19 protein-coding genes and 1 pseudogene are annotated in these 22,694 nt (G+C 70.8%); 15 read left to right on the top strand and 5 right to left on the bottom strand.

The window, feature by feature from the left end:
- Nucleotides 1-3: 3 nt before the first annotated feature.
- Complete coding sequence (locus K1J60_RS19815) at nt 4-1,014, bottom strand: helix-turn-helix domain-containing protein (RefSeq protein WP_220647369.1); 1,011 nt, start codon at nt 1,012-1,014, stop codon at nt 4-6.
- A 309-nt stretch (nt 1,015-1,323) separates the two neighbouring features.
- Between K1J60_RS19815 and K1J60_RS19810 the strand changes: the two genes are divergently transcribed.
- Complete coding sequence (locus tag K1J60_RS19810) at nt 1,324-1,659, top strand: Rieske (2Fe-2S) protein (RefSeq protein WP_033524521.1); 336 nt, start codon at nt 1,324-1,326, stop codon at nt 1,657-1,659.
- A 208-nt stretch (nt 1,660-1,867) separates the two neighbouring features.
- Here the strand turns inward: K1J60_RS19810 and K1J60_RS19805 are convergent, their stop codons facing one another.
- The gene (locus K1J60_RS19805) at nt 1,868-2,281 is read right to left on the bottom strand and encodes a pyridoxamine 5'-phosphate oxidase family protein (RefSeq protein WP_220647368.1); all 414 of its coding nucleotides are present in this window, start codon (nt 2,279-2,281) and stop codon (nt 1,868-1,870) included.
- A 231-nt stretch (nt 2,282-2,512) separates the two neighbouring features.
- On the opposite strand from K1J60_RS19805, the gene clpB reads away from it, so the two are divergent.
- From clpB to K1J60_RS19785, 4 genes are all read left to right on the top strand, one after another.
- Complete coding sequence (gene clpB / locus K1J60_RS19800; protein ID WP_220647367.1) at nt 2,513-5,134, top strand: ATP-dependent chaperone ClpB; 2,622 nt, start codon at nt 2,513-2,515, stop codon at nt 5,132-5,134.
- A 160-nt stretch (nt 5,135-5,294) separates the two neighbouring features.
- Complete coding sequence (locus K1J60_RS19795) at nt 5,295-6,941, top strand: recombinase family protein (RefSeq protein ID WP_220647366.1); 1,647 nt, start codon at nt 5,295-5,297, stop codon at nt 6,939-6,941.
- A 135-nt stretch (nt 6,942-7,076) separates the two neighbouring features.
- Nucleotides 7,077-7,613 (top strand): YbjN domain-containing protein, encoded by a 537-nt coding sequence (locus tag K1J60_RS19790; protein ID WP_220647365.1) that lies wholly within the window; start codon nt 7,077-7,079, stop codon nt 7,611-7,613.
- A 513-nt stretch (nt 7,614-8,126) separates the two neighbouring features.
- On the top strand, nt 8,127-9,092 hold the full coding sequence (locus K1J60_RS19785) for a hypothetical protein (protein WP_220647364.1): 966 nt from the start codon (nt 8,127-8,129) through the stop codon (nt 9,090-9,092).
- A gap of 449 nt (nt 9,093-9,541) precedes the next feature.
- Here the strand turns inward: K1J60_RS19785 and K1J60_RS19780 are convergent, their stop codons facing one another.
- Nucleotides 9,542-10,225: a TetR/AcrR family transcriptional regulator gene (locus tag K1J60_RS19780; RefSeq protein ID WP_220647363.1), complete on the bottom strand. Its 684-nt coding sequence runs from the start codon at nt 10,223-10,225 to the stop codon at nt 9,542-9,544.
- A 148-nt stretch (nt 10,226-10,373) separates the two neighbouring features.
- Here K1J60_RS19780 and K1J60_RS19775 point away from each other — a divergent pair, with 148 nt between their 5' ends.
- A complete protein-coding gene (locus tag K1J60_RS19775; RefSeq protein ID WP_259407803.1) occupies nt 10,374-11,405 on the top strand; it encodes an NAD(P)-dependent alcohol dehydrogenase in 1,032 nt (343 codons plus the stop codon).
- Between the two features lie 106 nt (nt 11,406-11,511).
- Here the strand turns inward: K1J60_RS19775 and K1J60_RS19770 are convergent.
- A pseudogene (locus K1J60_RS19770) lies at nt 11,512-11,940 on the bottom strand (aminotransferase class I/II-fold pyridoxal phosphate-dependent enzyme); the annotation flags it as partial.
- Between the two features lie 179 nt (nt 11,941-12,119).
- On the opposite strand from K1J60_RS19770, the gene K1J60_RS19765 reads away from it, so the two are divergent.
- The 3 genes from K1J60_RS19765 (at nt 12,120) to K1J60_RS19755 (ending at nt 15,867) form a co-directional block, all read left to right on the top strand.
- Nucleotides 12,120-12,674 carry a Uma2 family endonuclease gene (locus K1J60_RS19765; protein WP_220647362.1) on the top strand — a complete coding sequence of 185 codons (555 nt, stop codon included), beginning with the start codon at nt 12,120-12,122 and terminating at the stop codon, nt 12,672-12,674.
- 239 nt (nt 12,675-12,913) lie between these two features.
- Nucleotides 12,914-15,001 carry a hypothetical protein gene (locus K1J60_RS19760; RefSeq protein WP_220647361.1) on the top strand — a complete coding sequence of 696 codons (2,088 nt, stop codon included), beginning with the start codon at nt 12,914-12,916 and terminating at the stop codon, nt 14,999-15,001.
- A gap of 218 nt (nt 15,002-15,219) precedes the next feature.
- The gene (locus K1J60_RS19755) at nt 15,220-15,867 is read left to right on the top strand and encodes a UPF0158 family protein (RefSeq protein WP_259407802.1); all 648 of its coding nucleotides are present in this window, start codon (nt 15,220-15,222) and stop codon (nt 15,865-15,867) included.
- 223 nt (nt 15,868-16,090) lie between these two features.
- On the opposite strand, the gene K1J60_RS19750 is transcribed toward K1J60_RS19755, so the two are convergent.
- Nucleotides 16,091-17,335: a pyridoxal phosphate-dependent aminotransferase gene (locus K1J60_RS19750; RefSeq protein WP_220647360.1), complete on the bottom strand. Its 1,245-nt coding sequence runs from the start codon at nt 17,333-17,335 to the stop codon at nt 16,091-16,093.
- Between the two features lie 119 nt (nt 17,336-17,454).
- On the opposite strand from K1J60_RS19750, the gene K1J60_RS19745 reads away from it, so the two are divergent.
- The 6 genes from K1J60_RS19745 to K1J60_RS19720 all read left to right on the top strand — a co-directional run bounded on the left by K1J60_RS19745 (nt 17,455) and on the right by K1J60_RS19720 (nt 22,649).
- Entirely contained in the window at nt 17,455-17,667 is a 213-nt protein-coding gene (locus K1J60_RS19745; protein WP_220647359.1) for a hypothetical protein, read from the top strand.
- 183 nt (nt 17,668-17,850) lie between these two features.
- Nucleotides 17,851-18,078 (top strand): hypothetical protein, encoded by a 228-nt coding sequence (locus K1J60_RS19740; protein WP_220647358.1) that lies wholly within the window; start codon nt 17,851-17,853, stop codon nt 18,076-18,078.
- A gap of 136 nt (nt 18,079-18,214) precedes the next feature.
- Nucleotides 18,215-18,616 carry a hypothetical protein gene (locus tag K1J60_RS19735; protein WP_259407801.1) on the top strand — a complete coding sequence of 134 codons (402 nt, stop codon included), beginning with the start codon at nt 18,215-18,217 and terminating at the stop codon, nt 18,614-18,616.
- A 490-nt stretch (nt 18,617-19,106) separates the two neighbouring features.
- Nucleotides 19,107-19,634, top strand: coding sequence for a DUF2617 family protein (locus K1J60_RS19730; protein ID WP_220647357.1), 528 nt, complete (start codon nt 19,107-19,109; stop codon nt 19,632-19,634).
- 341 nt (nt 19,635-19,975) lie between these two features.
- Nucleotides 19,976-21,607: a polyamine aminopropyltransferase gene (locus K1J60_RS19725; RefSeq protein WP_220647356.1), complete on the top strand. Its 1,632-nt coding sequence runs from the start codon at nt 19,976-19,978 to the stop codon at nt 21,605-21,607.
- A gap of 148 nt (nt 21,608-21,755) precedes the next feature.
- Nucleotides 21,756-22,649 carry an SRPBCC family protein gene (locus K1J60_RS19720; protein WP_220647355.1) on the top strand — a complete coding sequence of 298 codons (894 nt, stop codon included), beginning with the start codon at nt 21,756-21,758 and terminating at the stop codon, nt 22,647-22,649.
- Nucleotides 22,650-22,694 lie beyond the last annotated feature (45 nt).

The following is a 22,694-nucleotide window of genomic DNA, read 5'->3' as shown; positions in this document are numbered from 1 at the left end:
CGTTCAGCTCTCCTGCTCCAGTATCCCCGACTGGGCGATCAGGTAGCCGAGTTGGGCCCTGCTGCCGCTGCCGAGCGCGGTCGCCAGCTTGGCTATGTGGGCGCGGCAGGTGCGGACGTTCATGCCGAGGCGGCGGGCTATGGCCTCGTCCACGTGGCCTTCGACGAGGAGCTTGGCGATGGAGTGCTGGATGTCCGTGATGCCGTCGGGGGCCGTCTCGTAGGGGGCGCCGGCTGTCAGTGGGACGGCTCGGCCCCACATGAACTCGAAGACCTTGACCAGGTAGCGCACGAGGCCCGGATGTCTGAGTTCCAGGGCGACCTGCTGGTCGTCGCGGGTGGGGATGAAAGCTACGGTGTCGTCGCAGATGATGAGGCGCTCGACCAACTCGTCGATAGTGCGGTATTCCACCTTGCCGTCGGACAGCCGCGCCACGTACGCCAGCTTTTCAGGGTTGTGCCGGGCCGTGTGTTGATACAGGGTGCGGATCCGCACACCACGTTCGATCAACGGTCTGTCACGTTCCAGCCCTTGGAGCAGGTTGCGCTCCGATATGCGGTTGCTCGGCTGGACCGTCAGCACCTCGATCTGGCACTCGGCGGTGGCCAGGTTGAGAGCCGTCTGTATCTGCTCTCCGCCTTCCAACACTCTGATGGCGTGGGTCGGGGCGGACACCTGGGCGCTGAGTGCCATAAAGGGTTCGAACGCGTCGCTGAGCTCGATCGACCGGCGCCGCTGTTCGGCGATCTCGCGCTCTATCGGGTTGAGCCGCTGGGCCAGTGCGACCGAAGGGGGAACGGGACGGAGCCAGTTCGCGTCATCGGGGTCGGGATGGAGCAGGGGGAACTCCATGAGGCAGGGGGCGGGCTCAACCTCCTCGCGTGCGATGCGTCCCGTCCGCAGTGCGTGTGCGTAGAGACGTGCTCCCTCGTCGCACAGATTGGCCACCGTGTGGGGATGTGTCGCTTCAGCCCGATTCTCCACCAAATCTCCACCCCCCAGGGTCCTGAACATGCAGGAACATGATGCATTGATTATGTGGCCATGACGTGCCCGAATGAGCCATCGTCGTACTCGACGGGGGAAGAGGGGACCTTCAAGTGAGGACGAAGCCGACTATGCGTAAGAGAATGCTTCGCTCGGTGCTTGTCGCCGCCTTCTCCACCGTTGTCGTTTTCGGAGCGCTGAGTGCCCTCTCCGAGACGAAGGGTGACAATCGCGCGGACACCAGTTGGCCGGCGGTTGCGGAGTCGACGACACTGGCGCGGGCCGCGGACACCAGTTGGCCGGTGCCCCCGGCTGATGACGGAGCAGGGGGCTGATGTGACCACTCCTCCCGACGACCGTTCTTTCCGGCGCGAAATGGCGACCGCCTATCGCTCCGGTTGGCACTTCATCGACCTGGCCACCGCCATCCCCCACAGCGGTGACTCGTTGATGGTGACCGTGTTCGGTGAACCGGTGGTGGTGACCCGGGACGAGGACGAGGACATCCGGGCGTACCGGTGTCTGCGGCGACCGCGCGGCGCGCCGCAGCCAGTGCGGTGTGCCGTTCGGTACGGGATGGTCTTCGTCAATCTCGACCAGCGCGACCACCGGCTCGCCGAGCCGGAGACCCAGGCCTCCACGGCCGTCTCAGCCACCCCCCGCAGTGCCTGAAGCGATTCCCCCGTCGTTTCAAATCGCTCAGGCGCTTCCCCCCAGCAGCGGCGTCACCGTGACCTGAACACGGTGACGCCGCTGCAGGTTTAGGGCGACATTTCAGGATGTCCCCCGGTATCGGAACCACCCCACCCGCCCGCCCATCTGTCCGAAAAAAGGTCAACCGGAAGCGGACGGTCACCCTCGGGGCGTCACCGCCCCCGTCTCACCCCCGCCCCAGCGCCCCCGTCAGCTCGATCTCGATCACCACGCGCTGCGGATTCGGCCGCGGATCCCTGCCGTACCGCTCCGCGTACCGCCGCTCGGCGTCCGTGATCCGCTCCCGGTCCGTACGGACGAACGCGCGCCCCTCCAGCGTGGCCCAGCGCTTGCCCTCCATCTGGCAGACGGCGACCCGGGCCCCCTCCTCCCCGGCCAGGCGCACATGCCGTGCCTTCGCGCTCGTCGAACTGGTGATCACCCGAGCGAGACGCGCCCCGGGTTCGTATGTCACTCCGACGGGCACCACATGGGGGCTGCCGTCGGCGCGGAGGGTGGTCAGGGTGCAGAGGTGGCGCTCCTGCCAGAAGGCCAGATAGGCGGCGTCCGGGGCGCCCGGGTCCACTCGGTAGGTACTCACGGTCGTGGAATCTAGCGGTGGATACGACTCCGGGCCCGGACCGCCCCCCCGGCCCTCCGGACCGCCCCCCGGCCCTCCGGACCGCCCCCCGGCCCTCCGGACCGCCCCCGACTCCCTCGATCCAATCCCCGGGATGCCTCCCGACTCCACCTTGAGTGGAATAGACTCAACTTTATGCACGTTGCCCAAGTCACTGTGGCCGACGGCTGACGCAAGGAGGGAAGCGCGAACGTGGACGCCGAGCTGACCAACAGGAGCCGGGACGCGATCAACGCGGCCAGCAACCGGGCCGTGTCCGAGGGACACCCCGACTTCACCCCCGCCCACCTGCTGCTGGCTCTGCTCCAGGGCCAGGACAACGAGAACATCACCGACCTGCTCGCCGCCGTCGAGGCCGATCAGGCGGCCGTGCGCGCGGGCGCCGAGAAGGTCCTGGCCGGTCTGCCCAGCGTGACCGGCTCCACCGTCTCGCCGCCCCAGCCGAACCGCGAGCTGCTGAGCGTCGTCGCCGAGGCCCAGGCCAAGGCGAAGGAGCTCGGCGACGAGTACGTCTCCACCGAGCACCTCCTGATCGGGATCGCGGACAAGGGCGGCCAGGCCGGGGACGTACTCTCCCGGCAGGGGGCGAACGCCAGGAAGTTGCAGGAGGCGTTCCAGAAGGCAAGGGGAGGACGCCGGGTGACCACCGCCGATCCGGAGGGCCAGTACAAGGCCCTGGAGAAGTTCGGGACCGACTTCACCGCCGCCGCGCGGGAGGGCAAGCTCGATCCCGTCATCGGCCGGGACCAGGAGATCCGGCGGGTCGTGCAGGTGCTCAGCCGCCGTACGAAGAACAACCCCGTCCTTATCGGTGAGCCGGGCGTCGGCAAGACCGCCGTCGTCGAGGGGCTCGCCCAGCGGATCGTCAAGGGCGACGTGCCCGAGTCGCTGAAGAACAAGCGGCTGGTCGCGCTCGACCTGGGCGCCATGGTCGCCGGGGCGAAGTACCGAGGTGAGTTCGAGGAGCGGCTGAAGACCGTGCTCGCGGAGATCAAGGACTCCGACGGGCAGATCATCACCTTCATCGACGAACTGCACACGGTCGTCGGCGCGGGCGCCGGCGGCGACTCCGCGATGGACGCCGGCAACATGCTGAAGCCGATGCTGGCCCGCGGCGAGCTGCGCATGGTCGGCGCCACCACCCTCGACGAGTACCGCGAGCGCATCGAGAAGGACCCGGCGCTGGAGCGCCGCTTCCAGCAGGTGCTGGTCGCCGAGCCGACCGTCGAGGACACCATCGCCATCCTGCGCGGACTCAAGGGCCGCTACGAGGCCCACCACAAGGTGGTGATCGCGGACGCGGCGCTGGTCGCCGCCGCCACCCTCTCCGACCGGTACATCACCTCCCGCTTCCTGCCCGACAAGGCCATCGACCTCGTCGACGAGTCCGCCTCGCGGCTCCGGATGGAGATCGACTCCTCGCCCGTCGAGATCGACGAACTGCAGCGGTCCGTGGACCGGCTGCGCATGGAGGAGATGGCCCTCGACAAGGAGACCGACGCCGCCTCCCGCGAGCGCCTGGAGCGTCTGCGCCGCGACCTCGCCGACAAGGAGGAGGAGCTGCGCGGCCTCACCGCCCGCTGGGAGAAGGAGAAGCAGTCCCTCAACGCCGTCGGTGAACTCAAGGAGAAGCTGGACGAGTTGCGCGGCCAGGCCGAACGCGCCCAGCGCGACGGCGACTTCGACACCGCCTCCAAGCTCCTCTACGGCGAGATCCCCACGCTGGAGCGGGCGTTGGAGGAGGCCTCCGAGGCCGAGGAGGAGGCCGCCGCGTCCAAGAACACCATGGTCAAGGACGAGGTCGGCGCCGACGACATCGCGGATGTCGTCGCCTCCTGGACCGGCATCCCGGCCGGCCGGCTGCTGGAGGGCGAGACCCAGAAGCTGCTCCGCATGGAGGACGAACTGGGCCGCCGCCTCATCGGCCAGGGCGAGGCCGTGCGCGCGGTGAGCGACGCCGTACGACGCTCCCGCGCGGGCATCGCCGACCCGGACCGCCCGACCGGCTCCTTCGTCTTCCTCGGCCCGACCGGCGTCGGCAAGACCGAGCTGGCGAAGGCCCTCGCCGACTTCCTCTTCGACGACGAGCGGGCCATGATCCGCATCGACATGTCGGAGTACGGCGAGAAGCACAGCGTGGCCCGGCTGGTCGGCGCGCCCCCCGGCTACATCGGCTACGAGGAGGGCGGCCAGCTGACCGAGGCCGTCCGCAGGCGCCCGTACTCCGTGGTCCTGCTCGACGAGGTGGAGAAGGCCCACCCGGAGGTCTTCGACATCCTCCTCCAGGTGCTGGACGACGGTCGGCTCACCGACGGCCAGGGCCGCACGGTCGACTTCCGCAACACGATCCTGATCCTCACCTCGAACCTGGGCAGCCAGTACCTGGTCGACCCCGTCACCACCGAGGCGGAGAAGAAGCAGCAGGTCCTGGAGGTGGTCCGGTCCTCCTTCAAGCCGGAGTTCCTCAACCGCCTGGACGACCTGGTCGTCTTCTCCGCCCTGGACAAGGCGGAGCTGCAGCGCATCGCGAAACTGCAGATCGACCGCCTCGCCAAGCGCCTCGCCGAGCGCCGCCTCACCCTGGAGATCACCCCCGAGGCGCTGGCCTGGCTCGCGGAGGAGGGCAACGATCCGGCCTACGGCGCCCGCCCCCTGCGCCGCCTCGTCCAGACCGCGATCGGCGACCGCCTCGCGAAGGAGATCCTCGCCGGCGAGGTCAAGGACGGCGACACGGTCCGGGTGGACACGTTCGGGGAGGGAGAGGGCCTGATCGTGGGGCCGGCGCCTCGGGAGGGGACGGGCAAGACGCTGTAGTCGAAAGAATTCTCTGGTCGCGGCCCCGGGACAAGGTACTTCGGGGCCGCGCAGCTGTGCGGGGAGACCTGCTATTCAGGGTGAGTATCGAGTCGACAATCCTTTCTTGACGTAACCTCCAGGCAGGCGAGCTCGTTCCTCCGGCAGGGAGGGATGTCGTATGAAACGAGTTCTGGCCGTGCAGCGCATCAGCCGTGACACCGAGGCGTCGTCGGCGCTCACTCGGCAGGACGAGGCGCTCACCCTGGCGGTGCGGCGGGGCGCCTACACGGAGGCGGGGCGGGTCGTCGACGCCACCGTGTCCGGCGCCGTCAATCTTGATCAGCGCCCCAGTCTGAGAAAGTGGCTCACCGATCCGCTTGTGCACGAGTGGGACGTCCTCATGGTCACCGAACAGGACCGCATCACGCGTGATGACATGCACTGGTGGCACTTCGTCGACTGGATTTTGAAGAACGGGAAGGACATCGAGGTTCTCGACGATCCGATGTTCGACATCCACTCCGAGGACGGACGGATGCTGGCGGGCATCAAGGCGGCCCAGGCAGCCAAGTACCGCAGGGCAGTTCAGGCCAAGCAACTCGACCGCACGCAGTTCTTCCGCGAGAACAGGCTGTGGAACGGCGGAGTCTGGCCCTTCGGCTACCGCGCTGAGGTCTTCTCCCACCTGGGAGAGCCCCGCAAGCGTCTGGTGGTCGACCCGTGCACCTCACAGCTCGTGCGCGAGGCGTACGAGCGCGTTGTCCATGGCCAGGACACGGTCTACGCGGTGGCTCGGGACTGGAACGCGCGAGGCGTGCCCAGTGCCCGGGACCATCAGCGCAGGGAGCAGAACAAGGATCTTCCGCAGCATGAGCGCAGGCCGGAGAAGGGCACTCTCTGGACTGTGACCCCCTTGCGCAACATGCTCAGGTCGCCCGCGCTGATGGGTGTGATGCTGCATCGTTCCGAACCCGTTCTGGACTCGGACGGGCAGCCCGTGGTCTGGGCGGACCCCCTCCTGACTCCCGAAGAGTTCGCGGCGCTCCAGGACGCCGTCATCACCGAGAGAAGCGTTCGGGACACCGGGCCGGTCAAAGGCTGGCGGACCCCATTGCTCGGCGTGGTCTTTTGCATCTGCGGCAGGCCCATGTACGTACGGCATCAGAAGAACCGTCTGGCCGACGGAACGGCGAGGGTGCTCACCTACTACCAGTGCCGTTCCATCTCCGAGATGAATCGCTGCGAGGCCCCTTCGACCTGGCGTGCCGAGAGTCTCTACGAGACAGTGGAGCGGCGTTTTCTGGACAAGGCCGGTGCGCTGACCGAGACGAAGCGCGTCTACGTACCAGGACGGAACCACACGGCGGCCATTGCCGAGTTGCGTCATGCTCTCGTCAACCTCACCGCGGCCGTCGGGCAGGCAACCGGCCCGGCGGCTGTGGAGGTACTGACCCGCCAAATGGACGAGTATGCGAAGACGATCGTGAGGCTGGAGACCGAACCGGTGGTCCCCGCCCGGTGGATCGAGGAGCCGACCGGTGCGGTCTACCGCGAACGCTGGAGCGCGCAGAGGGACTGGGAGGGCCGGGCGGCGATCCTCCTCAAGGCCGGTGTCCGCTACTTCTGTGAGGGAACCCACAGGTCGGGCGCCGCGCACATGTACCTTCCCCTGCCGCTTCGGCGCCGAGCGGGAGACCCAGACCCGAGCGGAGCCGCAGGGGCCGACGACGGGAGCGACTGTCCGGAGGAAGGGTTCCGCCAGTACTTCCTTGAGCTTCGGCAGGCCAGGGGAATGGGGCCGGGATTCTGGCACTCCCGTCGTTGATCCGACGCGCAGGGCAATCCTGTCGGCGGCGGCAGTTGCCGGGCAAGGGCCAAGAGAGAGAGGGTGGGATCTGTACGTCTGGTCTCCGCTCTGCGACGGCCGGACGAGCCAGACGACTGCAGGAGTATAAAACGTATGTCAATCGACCCGTCCTCGATTCCGAACTTCGGGGGCCAGCCCGAGCCGCAGCCCCAAGGGCCGGCGGGCCCCGTCGTCCCGGATCAGGACCTCGTGAAGCAGCTCCTGGACCAGATGGAGCTGAAGTACGTCGTCGACGACGAGGGTGACCTCGCGGCGCCGTGGGAGGAATTCCGTACGTACTTCATGTTCCGTGGCGAGGGTGACCAGCAGGTCTTCTCGGTGCGCACGTTCTACGACCGCCCGCACCAGATCGACGAGAAGCCGGCCCTGCTGGAGACGATCGACGACTGGAACCGCCGCACCCTGTGGCCCAAGGTCTACAGCCACACCCACGACGACGGCACGGTCCGTCTCATCGGTGAGGCCCAGCTCCTGATCGGCACCGGCGTCAGCCTGGAGCACTTCGTCTCGTCGACGGTCAGCTGGGTGCGCGCCGCCATCGAGTTCGACAAGTGGCTCGTCGAGCAGCTCGGCCTGGCCGAGGACGTCGACGAGGCCGACAAGCCGAAGGACGACGAGGGCGACGAGTAGCCGCCCCGCACACCTCCGCGGCCCCGGTGGCCCTCCACCCCCGGGGACGACGGGGAGGCCTGGCCCACGACGGCCGGAACAGCCCCGCAGACGCAGACAGGCGTAAGACGTACGAGAGCCCGGCCGGAGCGCCCGCCACCGCGGCGGTGTGCCACGGCCGGGCTCTCTTAAGTCCGGGCCGAAGGGAGCTTCAGAGGCGAGTTGAAGGCCGGGCGCTGTCGCCGCCCCTGAGTCGGCCGGGCCCCGGCCGTCGGCCGTCTTCCCGGCTCACCGGGCCCTTGTCCACGAGGGTCCGGCGGGCCACTGACCTCCCCAAAGAACCGGGGGAAAGAACTACCCGCCCACCCACCCTCCCCGGCCGCAAGGCCCACGTCACCCGTCCGAGTGACCGGCTTGCAGGCGCAGGATGCGGGCGGTTACGTTCGCCGTGACAACCGCAAACAGATACGGCCCCCGGCCGGGACGGCAATCCCGAACGAGGGCCTGACCGATCAGGAAGCACCAACCTTCCCAATGGCTGACCCGCAGTCTAACGCGCCCCTGCGCGCCGACGCCGGAGCACCGACCTCCGGCGTGATCCACGTACGCACCCGCCTCACGGCCGACTTCACCGTGATCTCCAATGCCCTCGCCCAGCGGCGCGGCAGCGCGGTCACGGTCGGTGTCGCGGCGTACATCTCCTCTCTGCCCACCGGTACGTGCGTGAGCATCACCGCCCTGTGCGAGCACTTCGACGAGGGCGAGATCCTCATCTCGCGCGCGCTCAGAGAGCTGGAAGTGGCCGGATACCTGGAGCGTCGGCGCGAGCGAACGCCTACCGGGCAGGTCCGTACCCGGACGTACTTCTACGACGTACCCGGCGGCGAACCCGACCCGGATCCGGACGGGTCTCCCAGGCCGCCCGAGCCGCGTCGCCCCCGGAAGCGACCCGCAGCTGCCACGCACGCGCCCGCGTCCGGGGCCGTGCCGGACACGGTGGGAACGCCCGGACCGGCGGAGGGGAAGACGGAGCAGGCAGCGGAGCCGGGAGCGACCGAGACCGCGGCTGAGACCGAGGTTGAGACCGCGGCGGAGGCGGAGGTACCGGTCCCGCTCGCCGACGTCGACCCCCGAGCCATCGCCGTACTCGCCGGTCTCCGCCGGGTCGACCCCCGCCTCGTCCTGTCCGAGCGGGAAGCCGCCCGCCTCGTCCCGGCCGTCACCCGGTGGCTCGGGGCAGGCCTGCTGCCCACCCAGATCACCGACCACCTCACCGCCCGTCTCCCGGCAGACCTCCTGGTCCGCCCGGTCGGCATCCTCGCCTACCGCCTCAAGGAGACACCCCTGACCGCACCGGAGGCCAAAACCGTCGAGACCCCAGAACGCCCGGTGGTCATGGAGATGCGGAACTGCGACGGCTGCGACCGGGGCTTCCGCTCCGCGGGACACAGCCACTGCCGGGACTGCCGGTCCCGGGACCCACTCCCCGCCGCCGTCTGAGACGACAGCGACTCAGCACGCCTGTCCACATCGACTTCTCCGCCGACGAGAACTCCGCCCCCGATCTGGCGATCCTTCGTGAGGACGCCCGCCGGGAGGGCATGCGCTACCGCTTCGAGGACGTCCTGCTGATCTCCGAGGCCGTCTGGTTACATCGCGGCACACACCCACGAGTACGGCACGGGCAAGCTCCCCATCCCGCTGGCAGACGGCCGGACCTTCACTCTCGACCTGGACGAACTCCCGCGTCCCGAACCCGAGTCGGACGCCCGGTGACGTCCGACTCGTAGCGGGCTGGGCGTTCGCTCGCGCCCGCGAGCGCGGGCGAGGAGCCGGCGGAGGCGGCCCAGCGGCGCCACTGACCGGCGTCGACACCGCCGGCGTCGAAGGCGGGTCGGCGGCCTCGTGGAGGACGGCCGTAGAAGACCGCCTCCGCCTTGCCGTGCCACTCACCCCACTCCACCACCCGCACCCGCCGCTTGCCCGAGGCCGTCGAGAATGAGGTCCAGCCCGAATTCGAACTCGTCACCGTAGGCGTATCCGGGGCGCATGACATGGACGGTCGCCATCTCGGTCAGGTACGGGTACTCGCCGTCGTCGAAGCCGCTCATGATGGACTCCGCCAGTTCGGCGGTCTCGGCCGGGGTGTCGAAGGGCAGGGTCTTCTCCTGCAGGGCGAACCCGTAGATGTAGCTGTCGAGCACCGAGATGGCGTGGGCGGTCAGGGTGAGGGAGAACCCCGCCTCACGCAGACAGCCGAGAACGGCATCGTGGTGCCGCAGGGTGGCGGGGCCCGGGGCGGATCGCGACTCCATCAGCCCGATGGCCCAGCGGTGGCGGGACAGCACCTCACGCATGGAGATCGCCCGCCGCCGCATGGCCGGCCGCCAGTCGTCGCCCGGTGAAGGCAGGTCGACCTCGCCGAAGACCAGGTCGACCATGCCGTCGAGCAGGTCCTCCTTGTTCGCCACGTGGTTGTACAGGGACATCGCCTCGACACCCACGGCCTCGCCGAGTCTGCGCATGCTGAGCGTCTCCAGGCCGCCGGTGTCGGCGAGTTCGACGGCGGCATGCAGCACCCGTTGGCGGCTGAGCGTCTCGCGGGGCGGCTGTGTGGTGCTGCGGCGGGACACGGCGGACGGTCACTCCCTCTTCCTGGACTCCAAACGTTGACGAGCTTACGCCGTAAGTGCTCTACTTACGGCGTAAGCACAGGCTTACGGTGTAAGTGCAGACTTACGTTGTAAGTAAGTGAGGGAGACGGACCCCGGGAGTAGCGACATGCGGAACATGAGCGAGGCGACCGCGCCCGCCGGTGCGACCGAATTGATGGCGGCCGTCGTGCAGGAGCGGTACGGAGCCGAGCCGGAAGCCGTGCTCCGGACGGCACAGCTCGCCCGGCCCCGTGCCCGGCCGGACCAGGTACTGGTGCGGGTGCGCGCGTCCAGCGTGGACCGGGGCACCTGGCACACCATGGCCGGCCTGCCGTATCCGGTCCGGGCGGTGTTCGGCCTGCGCCGGCCGAAGTATCCCAACCCCGGGCGTAACCTCGCGGGTGTCGTCGAGGCGGTCGGCGCCGATGTCACCGGGTTCGCGCCCGGCGACGAGGTGTACGGCACGGCGGTCGCCGCGTTCGCCGAGTACGTCGCCGCCCGCCCCGACAGGCTCGCTCCCAAGCCGGCCGGACTCACCTTCGAGGAGGCGGCGACGGTGCCCGTCAGCGGGCTCACCGCGCTGCAGGCGGTACGCGACGAGGGCCGGGTCCGGGAGGGGCAGCAGGTCCTGATCACAGGAGCCGCCGGAGGCGTGGGCACCTTCGCCGTCCAGCTCGCCCACGCCTGTGGGGCCCAGGTCACGGCCGTCGCGAGCACGCCCAAGCTCGACGCGGTACGGGCCCTGGGCGCCGACCGCGTCCTCGACTACACCCGTGAGGACTTCCTCGCCGACGCGCGACGCTACGACGTCATCATCGACATCGCCGGCAACCGCGGCCTCGGCGACCTGCGCCGCGCGCTCACCCCCCTCGGCCGGCTGATCATCACAGGCGGCGAGACGGACGGCGCCTGGCTCGGCGGAACCGACCGCCAGCTCCGTGCGCAGATGCTCTCCCCGTTCACGAGACAGCACCTCGGCACCTTCATCTCCTCCGAGCACGCCGAAGGACTGCGCGACCTGACCGCGTTCATCGACGCGGGCACGCTCAAGCCCGTCGTGGACCACGTCTACCCGCTCGGCGAGACGGCCGCGGCCGTGCGGCACCTCCTCGACGGCCGCGTCATCGGCAAGCTCGCGCTGGTCCTGTCCGGCCGGTGACCCGAGTGGCCCGGGCGCGGCGACCGAGCGTGTCGCCCGGTGGCCCCGAAGGCGGCGTGCGGCAAGGATGCCGGATCAGCGTGTCGGTGCGGTTGCCCGGCGCGGTCAGCGACTTGAGTCGGGCGGCTGCGTCCGCCAGCACCTCAGTACGCTTGCAGAACGCGAAGCGCACGAAGGGTGCGCCGTGCTCGCGGTGGTCGTAGAAGACCGCGTTGGGGATGGCGACCACCCCGCAACGCTCCGGCAGGGAGCGGCAGAAGGCGAAGCCGTCGTTCTCGCCGAGGGGGCGGATGTCGGTGGTGATGAAGTACGTGCCGGCCGGGCGGAAGACCTTGAACCCCGCCTGCTCCAGACCGCCCGCCAGCAGTTCGCGCTTGGCCCGCATGTCGGCGCGGAACTCCTCGAAGTACGAGTCCGGCAGGCTCAGGGCCTCGGCGACCGCGTACTGGAACGGCCCCGACGCCACGTAGGTGAGGTACTGCTTCGCCGAGCGCACCGCCGTCACCAGCGCGGGCGCGGCCGTCACCCAGGTCACTCCTCGTTGGCCTGCCTATTCCTCTTCCTATGTCGTGCGACAGGCCCCGCTGCGGATCTCCGGCACCGGCGGTGAGCGGGCCGCGCAACCCGTCCGGTCCGGTCTGGCGGCCGTCCCGACGGGCTCGGTGACACGGCACTGACCGTCGTATCCTGACCGCACACGGGAAGGAGCCGTTGATGGGCGTCGACGCGATCGTGCACACCGAGTTCCCCAAGGGGTACACGGTTCTGTTCGGGGCCGACGGAAAGGTGATCATGACCCCGCAGAGCGAAGAGCACTCCAGCACCATCAGGTCGATGCAGATCGACTCCGCTCTTGCCCTCGGCCGTCACGCGAAGGTCACCTCCGATGTCTACATCGACTTCCCCGCCGACGAGAACTCCGCCCCCGATCTGGCGATCCTTCGCGAGGACGCCCGCCGGGAGGGCAAGCGCTACAGCTTCGAGGACGTCCTGCTGATCTCCGAGGTCGTCTCGACCTCCTCCGCACGCCAGGACTACGACGACTGCACCGCGAAGTACGGCCGCTACGGAATCCCGATCTACCTCGTCGTGGACCCTTACGCCCAGGAAGTCGTCCTCCACACCCAGCCGACCGCCACGGGTTACATCGCGGCCCACACCCACAAGTACGGCACGGGCAAGCTCCCCATCCCCCTGGCCGACGGCCGCACCTTCACCCTCGACCTCGACGAGCTCCCGCGCCCGGAGCCCGAGGCGGACGGCCACTGACGAGGGACTCCCCGCCGGCCAGGCCACGCCAGGCCCGTGCCGTTCCGTGCCGCGAGCGCGTGCGACGAAGTCCGTTTCGCCGCAAGGAGGTTCGAAGCCGCGTTCGCTGCGGGCGACCACCACACGCACTGCCCTGAGGTAGCGGGCCCGCTCGTCCTCGGCCGAGTTGCCGGCCCCGGTTCGGCGATAGCGTGGCACGGCAAGGACTGCTGCTGACAGGTTGGACGAGTTTCATGCGGATGCGGTTCGAACCCGAGGCCGAGGAGGAGTTCGAGGCGGCGTGCGGGCTGCTGGTCGACCGCCTGGTCCGCTGGGCCGGGGAGCAGGGGCTGCCGGTGGACGGGTTCACTGCCGAGGCGGCCCTGGACTACCGACACCGGGCGACTGCCGACGGCCGACTGGGGCTGTGGGAGCCGCGCCATGTGGAGGAACTACTGCTCTCCTGGCTTCCCCAGCAGGTCACCGAGCTTCCCGGGGAGGAACGCGGCGACGCCCCGGGCACCTTGCGGACCCTGCTGCGCTATCTGCACGCCGCGCAGTTGGCGGACCCGCGCGGCCCCTCACTCCAGGATTCCCTTGCCGCGGTCGACAGGGTCGCGGACCGGCATCTGGCGGCGATGACGGACCGCACGCGCTGGGGACTGGCGAAGTTCTGGGCGATGACGGCCGCGGAGCAGGGCGTGGACGTCCAGGACGGGGCGGCGTTTCAGCGCTTCGCGGACCGGGCGCAGCGTGGGGAGGTCGCCTACGATCAGCAGGCCCTCGCCACGATCATGGAACGGCGGCTGACCGGCCGCGCGCTGTCCGGCGTGACCCGGGCCGAGCCGCAACTGCCCGTGATGCTTCCCCCGGACGACGGACTGCGCCGCCGGGCAGAGGCGTCGACGACCGTGGCGCAGTTGCGCGGACTCGCCGAATGGGCGGGGCAGGGCGGCCGACCGGTGACGGCGACGGGACGGCTGCGGATGGCGGAGGCCCGCGAGCTGGTGGACGTACTCGGCACCGGCGACAAGATCGAGGGGGTGCGCTCCTCTGCCGACCTGCCGCAGCTGGGCCTGCTGGTGGAGTGGGCGAAGAAGGCGCGCCTGGTCCGGGTGGTCAAGGGGCGGTTGTACGCGGTGGCCAAGGCCCGGCCGGTGCTGGCCGACCCGCTCCGGCTGTGGCTGCGCGCCTTCGACGCGTGCTTCGAGCTGCGGCAGGCCCTGATCGGGGCGCGTAGCGGCTGGCACGTCGAGTCGATGCTCTTCGACGTCTACGAGGACGTCCTGGAGGATGTGCTGAACACGCTCTACAGCCTGCCGTACCCGATGCCCTGGCCGCGACTGCGCGACACGGTGCACCTGGCCTATCGAAGCTCCTTCCAACTCGACCGCGGGTTGGACCTTCAGCACCGGATGTGGTTCGAGCACGCCGACCGGGACCTGCGCGCGGTGCTCGATCTGCTGGACGACCTGGGCGCGATCGAGCGTGACCGGGGGATGGCCGATCCGGTGTTCCTCGACATCGACCTCTCCGATGCCGGTCCCGAGCTGCTCGCGGACATGCCGCCGGAGCTGGCGGAGCTGCTGGGCGTCGCGGGGGCGGCAACGGACCCGGCGGCGCGGGAGCGTGCCGATGCCCGGCGAGAGGAGCTGACCGCCGGGCCGGTCGAGCTCATCCGTCTCACCGAGCTCGGTACCCGGGCCGTACGACAGCGGTTGCTGGCGGCCGGCAGGGACGCCCCGTTGGTCGGTGAACTGGCCCAGGCGCCGGCGGCCGGCCTGCTGGGGGTGCTGGCCGAGGAGTACGACCCGGACGCCGCCCGCACGGAACTGGCCCGCTGGATCACGGCCCGCGGCGAGCGGGAAGTGGCCCTGCGCCAACTGACCGACGCCGTAAGGACCATGACCTTCCGCACGCGTGCGCAGGCGATGCTCGACGTGCTGCCGGCGGCGTTGCCGGACGGTGAGGGCGAGCGGCTGCTGCACACGTTGCGGCGGGACACACAGCTGGCGCCGTCGGCGCTGAACGCGCTGGCGCACCGTGAGTTGCTGTCCCCCGAGGACATGACCGATGCCGAGCAGCTGCTGGTGCTCGCCGAGAGCCTGCTTCAGCTCGTGGAGTTGGCGGGCGGCGGGGACGGCGCCGAGGAGACGCTGCGCGCCCAGGGCCTGCAGGCCAGGGACGCGGTTGCCGCCGCGTTGGACTCCGCGCACCCGGACCGGGCCGGACTCGACGAGCTCAGGCAGCTGGCGGCCCGGGCACTGGGTACCCACGGCGCCCGCACCGGCCGCGCGCGGAAGGCCCGGCGCTCGTCAGGCAAGAGCGGCCGCAAGCGGCGCCGCTGACCGGGCAACACCGCCTGCCCCCCAGGTGCCGGGTGCGCCGGCACTGGCACGGAGCCGGGCGGAGGGAAACCGATGGGTCCCGGCGTCGTACTTCTCGGTGGCGCGTTACCGTCGGGGTCGTGGATGAGGGATGGGGCGAGGACGGGCTGCGGGCCCTGCGTGGCGCGCTCCACGCGTAGGACGGAGTGGCGTTGCTTGCGGCGTTGCGTCGTGGACCCGTGCGTGAGGTGCTGCAGCTGGCCGGCGATGGTGTGGCCGGGGCCGCGGCGCAGGGCCTGCCGGGGACTGCGGAGATGGCGGCCTTGTTTCTCGGCGCGCTCCTGGAGCGCGGCTTCCGGGGCGATGAGGAGCTGGCGGACCGGTTGCGCGCGGCCACGGGAGACGCGGCGGTGCCCCTCCTGCGCCCGCTCGCGGTCGATCTGGAGATGCTCGCCATGCTGCTGGAAGGCGACCCGGCCGAGTCCGGTGGCCGGATCGATCTGTCCACCGGGGAGTGCTGGCCTGCGTTCACCGATGAGCTGGGGCCTGGGCCCGAGGCTGAGGAGGACGACGATCCCGAGCGATGGCTGTACGTGCCGGCCCCGGGATCCCGGGCCGGTTACCGGGACATGGAGCTGTTCATCGAAGAGGTCGAGGACGTCGCCCTTGCCGACAGGCTGCGGATCGCCATGGGCGGGCGGGGTACCTTCCGGCGCTTCAAGGACGTCCTCGCTGGTGACGAGCGCTCCTGGAGCCGGTACCACCGGTTCCGCGATGAGCGACAGCGCGGACGGGCCCGCGCCTGGCTGGCCGAAGAGGGCTACTGCCCGCACATCACCTTCTTCGTAGAGCCCAGCTCGACTTCGTACCCTTCGGGGCCGGTATGACTCGTTGCTGCCCCTGTCCTGCATGATCCGGGGGCGCTGTCAGCGGGCCTGGCGGCGCCGGTTGATCGCTGATGGAAGCGTGTACGCCGACAGGCGGGTTGCGTGACATGACTGCCGAGCACCGGTGTCCCGACTCGACCAGGCGGCAGTCGGGTGCGGGTGCGCGGCGGCTCGGAGCAACCAGGCCGTGTGGCCCGTACATACGCTGGTACGTCTGTGGCTGTCAGGCGGCCAGCGTCTTGAGTCGGGAGGCCGCCTCCTCCAACACGCCTGTCCGCTTGCAGAACGCGAAGCGAACAAAGGGGGCGCCCTGCTCGCGGTGGTCGTAGAAGACCGCGTTGGGGATGGCCACCACGCCCGCCCGCTCCGGCAGCGCACGGCAGAAGGCGAAGCCGTCGGTCTCGCCGAGGGGGCGGATGTCGGTGGTGATGAAGTACGTGCCCGCCGTCCGGTACACCTCGAAGCCGGCGTCCGAGAGCCCCGTCGCCAGGAGGTCGCGCTTGGCCAGCATGTCCGCGCGAAACGCCTCGAAGTAGCTGTCGGGCAGCGCGAGCGCCTCGGCGACGGCGTACTGGAACGGCCCGGACGCCACATAGGTGAGGTACTGCTTCGCCGAGCGCACCGCCGTCACCAGCGCGGGCGCGGCCGTCACCCAGCCCACCTTCCACCCGGTGAACGAGAACGTCTTGCCCGCCGACCCGATGGTGACCGTCCGCTCCCGCATCCCCGGGAACGACGCCAGCGGCAGGTGCTCGGCGTCGTCGAAGACCAGGTGCTCGTAGACCTCGTCCGTCACCACCAGCAGGTCCCGCTCCACCGCCAGCTCGGCGATCGCCGTCAGCTCCTGGCGGTTGAGGACCGTCCCGGTCGGGTTGTGGGGCGTGTTGATCAGCAGCAGGCGCGTCCGGTCGGTGACGGCGTCCCGCAGCTCGTCGAGGTCCAGCCGGAACCGCCGGTCCCCGCCCGCGTCGCCCGCCCCCTCGCCGGACCCCTCGGACGGCCGCAGCGTCACCGGTACGCGCGTCCCGCCCGCCATCGCGATGCAGGCAGCGTACGAGTCGTAGTACGGCTCCAGGGCGACTACCTCGTCGCCCGGCTCCAGCAGCCCGAGCAGTGCGGCCGCGATGGCCTCCGTGGCACCGGCGGTGACCAGCACCTCGGTGTCGGGGTCGAATGTCAGTCCGTACCGTCGCCGCTGGTGGTCGACGATCGCGGCGCGCAGCTCGGGCACGCCGGGACCCGGCGGGTACTGGTTGCCACGGCCGTCCCGCAGCGCCCGTACGGCCGCCTCGCGGATCTCCTCGGGGCCGTCCGTGTCCGGGAAGCCCTGCCCGAGGTTGATCGACCCGGTCTGCAGGGCGAGCGCCGACATCTCGGCGAAGATCGTCGTCCCGAACTCGGCGAGCCGCCGGTTGAGCGGCGGACGAGGGGTGCGGGCGGGGCTTGCGCTGGAGGTCATGGCCGTCATCCTGCGCCCAAGCTCTGGAGTTCCTCAACTCGGCTTTGACCGGTGACACGCCAGGGCATCCCCACGTCACGCACGGCCCACGGGGGGTCTGCACGGGGGAACGAAAGGCAGGTGCCGCGATGGAGATCTTCTTCTTCCTCTTCGTGGGCGCGGTCGTCGTGATCGGCCTGGTCTCGGGGGGCCGGGGCTCGCGGCCGGGCCGTCGCCGCTCGCACAGCTGGTCGGACGACAGCGGCTCGTCCCACAGCGGCGGGGGGTGGTGGTCCTGCGGGGGCGGCTCGTCCTGTGGCGGCGGTTCCTCCTGCGGCGGTGGTGGCGGAGGAGGGGACTGAGCGACGGTCCTGTTCGGCGGCAGCCGGCCGCGCGGGCAACCGGCGCGGGAGACAAGCTCTGGACTTGCTCAATTCGGCTTTGAGCGGTCGTCGGCGGGGGCATCCCCGCCACACGCAAGTGAGCGAGGCACCCACGGGGGGTCGCTTCGGGGGACACAAGCAAGGAAGAGGGGAGGGTGGGCCATGGCGGAAGTCGGTTTCATCCTGGTGCTCAGCGTCATCGGTGTGGCCATCGTCGTCGGAGTCGTCAGGAGTTCCAGGCGGCGCGGCCGGCGCGGCAGCTGGTGGGCGGGCGGGGGCTCGTCCGGGGGATCGTCGTCCAGCGGATCCTCGTGCGGCAGCGGCAGTGGCTCGTCGTGCGGAGGCGGGTCCTCCTGCGGCGGAGGCGGCGGCTGCGGCGGCGGCAGCTGACCACGCGCTTCGAGCGGGCGTGGTCGGGGTCGGGGTCGTGGTCGTCGGCGGGGACATCCCCGCGACACACAAGTGAGCGAGGCACCCATGGGGGGTCGCTTCGGGGGACTCAGGAACAGAGGGGAGGGGTGACGCCATGAACGCGATCGCGGTGATCGGCATCATCCTGGTGATGGTCTGTGTGGTGACGGTGATCGTCGTGGCCGTCAACCGCGGCAGGGCGAACGCGGCACGTACGGCGGCACGACGCCGTCAGTCGTCGGGCCGGGGCGGCAGCGCTTACCGCGGCGGCCGGGGCAACAGCGGCTCCGACCACAGCGGCTCCGACAGCAGCTGGTGGGTGCTCGGGGCGGCCGCCGTCGGCGACTCGGGATCGTCCCACTCCTCGTCGAACGACGACCGCGGTTCGTCGTCCGGCGGTGGTGGCTCGTCCTGCGGCAGTAGCAGTGGGTCCTCGTGCGGCAGCAGTAGTGGCTCGTCCTGCGGCGGCGGGTCCTCCTGCGGTGGCGGCGGGGGCGGATGCGGTGGAGGCAGCTGACACGGGGCAGCCGAGCTCCACGACACGAGCGCCCGCCGGGACGAACTTCCCGGCGGGCGCTCGCGTGTGCAGCTCCGCAAACGGGGCAGGCGCAGCGGTGTGGTGACGCTTCACGCCTGAGTACGCCGGGTGGGCCCGGTTGTCCGGCAGGCGCTCCCCGACGTTCGCGCGCCCGGCTCGGTGGGCGCGCGGGGAGCACGTCGGTCGCCGGGGCGCACGCCTGGTTGAACAGTTGAGCTGGGCAGCCCTCGGGGGGATGGAAAGCACGTCAAGTTGGGTAAAAACGCTGTGGTGGCGCCACAGTTCATGATTCCCTATAAATCGCCAACGCAGCCCCCCGGACGTCCCTCCCGGCAGGCCTGACCTGGCTGACCGGACCGACCGGGACGTCGTCCTCACCCGACCTGGCTGACCGGGCCACATCTCCCGGTGCCGACCGGGGTGCGCCGGACCCACTCCTCTTCTCTTTGCGTCGCTGCGGAGCCGATCCATGCTCACGACCCTGAACACCGCCTACACCGACACGCGCGCGGCAGACCTCGCCTGGGCCCTGGGGCGTGAGCCGCTGCCCGCGCTCGCCACGCTCGATCTCGAACTCACCGGTGCGAAAATGCAGTTGAGGCTGCTCGGCGCGTCCCACCAGGTGCTCCTGGAGGAGGAGCGGGGCAGCCACTGCTCGGAGACGGTCGCGTGCATCCCGGGATCCAGCACGCCGCTCCCGCTCGGAGTGGCCAAACGTGTGGGTGATTGGGAGTACGAATTCGCCGCCCGGGTCGAGGTCCTCTCACCGGGATCCTTCGCCGGACGTGCCCAGGAACTCCTGGCGCTCGTCTCCGACCATCCCCATGGGCTGGCCGGTGTCTTCCCCGGCAGCCCGCACGCGTTCACCGCGATGCTCGCGCAGCGCCACGAGGGGCAGGTGCACTGGCGTACCTGGCACGCGTATCCACAGGACGGGCAACTGGTGGCCACCAGAACGAGGGTGGGGGTGAGGGTGCCGGTGACGGTGGCGCTGTGAGGGGTGGGTGACTTGGTTTTGGGTGGGTGGGTGGGTGGGTGCGGGGTGGGGTGGTTGTGGTGTGTGGGCGGGTGCGGGGTCGGTGGGGCTTCTCGCGCAGTTCCCCGCGCCCCTTAGAAGACCAGGCCCTGCGGGCCTGAAGGACAGCGGTCCTGCGGGCCTGAAAGCGGGGGGCGCCCGATGCTGCTTCTCGGGGGCGCGAGGAGCTGCGCGGGCGCCACGACGTGCCCGTGCCCGCCCAACCACCCGAACCCCCGAGCCATCAGGCACCCGCCCACGCGTCGCAGACCACTCGTGTGGGTGACCCAGCGCAGCGTGACCGTGACGGTAGCGTGCCAGGAGTGATCGAGCCGCACGCCCCCGCACCCCCCGGCGCCCCTCCCCCCTGGCGCGGCCACGGCGGCCCGGGTGCCCAGGCGTGGCTCCCCGTCCGCCCGGGAATCGGCCGCTTCCTCGTCCTCGCCGGGGTGTTCGTCTGCGCCGCCTGCGGACTCGTGTACGAACTCGAACTGGTCGCCCTCGCCTCGTACTTGATCGGCGACTCCGTCACCCAGGCCTCCGTGGTCCTCTCGGTCATGGTCTTCGCCATGGGCATCGGCTCCCTCGCCGCCAAACGCCTCCGCCCCCGCGCGGCCCTCGGTTTCGGCGCCATCGAGGCCGCCCTCGCCCTCGTCGGCGGCTGCAGCGCCCTCGCGCTGTACGCGGCGTTCGCCTGGACCGGCGACTGGGGCGGCATGTGGGCGAGCGGCTCCCGCTATCTCCTCGTCGCCTTCTCCCTGGCCATCGGCCTGCTCATCGGCGCCGAGGTCCCGCTGCTGATGGAGCTGATCCAGCGCATCCGCCGCCAGGACGCCGGCGGCGCGGTCGCCGACCTGTTCGCGGCCGACTACGTGGGCGCACTCGTCGGTGGTCTCGCCTTCCCCTTCCTTCTCCTCCCCTGGCTGGGCCAGCTGACCGGTGCCCTGCTCACCGGCACGGTCAACGCCCTCGTCGGCGGCGCGCTCGTCCTCGGCCTGTTCCACCGCGACCTGAGCCGCCGCGCCCGCTGGCTGCTGCTGGTCACCAACCTCGCCGTCCTCGGCCTCCTCGCCACCGCCGCCCTGCACGTCGACGACTTCGAACGCGCCGCCCGGCGCGCGGTGTACGGCAAGGACGTGCGGGTCGCGTTGCAGACCGGCCGTCAGGAGGTCGTCCTCACCGGCGGCCTGGACGGCCGCCCGCTCTCCCTCTTCCTCGACGGCCGGCTGCGGATCAGTGGCAGCGACGAACAGCGCTATCACCGCGCCCTCGTCCACCCCGCCCTGGACGCCGGACCGCACGCCCGCGTCCTCGTCCTCGGCGGCGGTGACGGCCTCGCCGCCCGTGAGGTGCTCCGCCACGACGGCGTACGCCAGGTGGACATCGTCGAGATCGACCCGGGCGTGGTGCGCCTGGCCCGCACGGACCCGGCACTCTCCGCGCTCAACAGCCACGCCTACGACGACGCGCGGGTCCGCGTCCACACGGAGGACTCCTTCGCCTGGCTGCGCGCCGCCCGGCCGGCCGAGCCGTACGACGTCGTGATCTCGGACCTCCCCGACCCCGGGATCACGGCGAGCACCAAGCTCTACTCGCAGGAGTTCTACGGGCTGGCGCGCGAGGTCCTGGCGGCCGACGGCCGCATGGTGGTGCACGCCGGGCCGGTGGCGTCCCGCCGGCGGGTGTTCTGGACGGTCGACGCAACCGTCCGCGCCGCCGGGCTGCGCACCACGCCCTACCGTGTCACCGCCGCCGACCCCGGATTCGTCACCGGCCCCGACCGTACGGCCCACACCTCCGGCGCCCCCTACGACTGGGGCTTCGTCCTGGCGACCCGCCCCGACGACCGTCGCCCACCCCTGGCCCTCGGCACCGGGACCACCCGGCTCACCGCCGCCGACGGGGTGCGGGACCTGCCGCCGTCGACGCTGGTGCACCCGAGGTACGGGGGCTGAGGCGTTGGTCGTGCGCGTGTCATGCGTCCGGTGTGTGGCGTAGGACGTAGGGGACGTGGTGGGGCGCATGGGGCCGCGCGGGCGGAACACGAGCAATAACGCGTATGTACGGGTGCGGTGCGGGGCCTCGTGGGTAGGCTCGACTGCCATGGAGCATGAGGTGTTCGTTCCGGTTCCCGTCGGCCGCCTCCGGGAGGCGCTGTCCGACCCCGAGCGGGTGGCCCGAGCGGTCCCCGGGCTCCAGCAGGACGTGGGCACGCCGCCCGTCGCCGGTCGCCTGAAGGTACGGGCCGCGGGGCACACCATCACCTACCGCGGCACCCTGCGCGTGACCCCCCGGGAGGACGGCTCCTACGCCGTGGAGGGCGACGCCGCCGAGGTCCGAGGCTCCGGCACCGTGAAACTCACCCTCACTCTCCGCCTCGTCCCGGCCGCCGAGGGCACCACCCTGGCCTGCTCCGCCACCGCCAGCGCCACCGGCCGCATCAGCGAACTCCCACCGGACCCGGTGACCTCGGCGGCCACCCGCCTGCTGGAGAAGTTCGCGGAGAACCTGGCGGCCGAGCCCGAGCCCGAGCCCGCCTCCGAGCCTGAGCCCGCCTCCGAGCCCGAGCCGAGGCCGACGGCCGCGGACACGGCGACACCACCCGAAGGCCCCCGGCCCACTGAGGACACCGCCGACCGAGACGAGCGCGACGAGCCCCGGACACCCCCGAAGAACGAGCCCCCGGCCTCCGCCGAGGACGAGCCGGCCCCTTCCCTCTTCGAGGCCGACGTGCCGCCGTCGGCACCGGACCCCTTCGGCGAGGGCGGCTACGTCGCCGACGACGAGCCGCCGGCCGAGGCCGCGCACGCCCGCCGGACGATGATCGGACGCAGCGCGGAGGAGGTCGACCACGCCCCGCCCCGCGGCCGGTACGCCCCGGTCCCGGCTCCCGAAACCGTCTCCGCGAGTGCCACCCTCCGCTGGGCGGCCCCCGCGGCGGCCCTGGCCGTGGCCTCGGCCATCATCGTGAGCCGCGCCCTGCGCAAACGCCGCTGACCCGACACCCCCCACGGATCCGCCGGGGCCGGGACGGTCGGGCAA

The organism is Streptomyces akebiae (genome assembly GCF_019599145.1).
Taxonomy (GTDB): domain Bacteria; phylum Actinomycetota; class Actinomycetes; order Streptomycetales; family Streptomycetaceae; genus Streptomyces; species Streptomyces akebiae.
The sequence above is the reverse complement of the archived record's forward strand: the minus strand, read 5'-3'. Positions and strand labels throughout refer to the sequence as shown.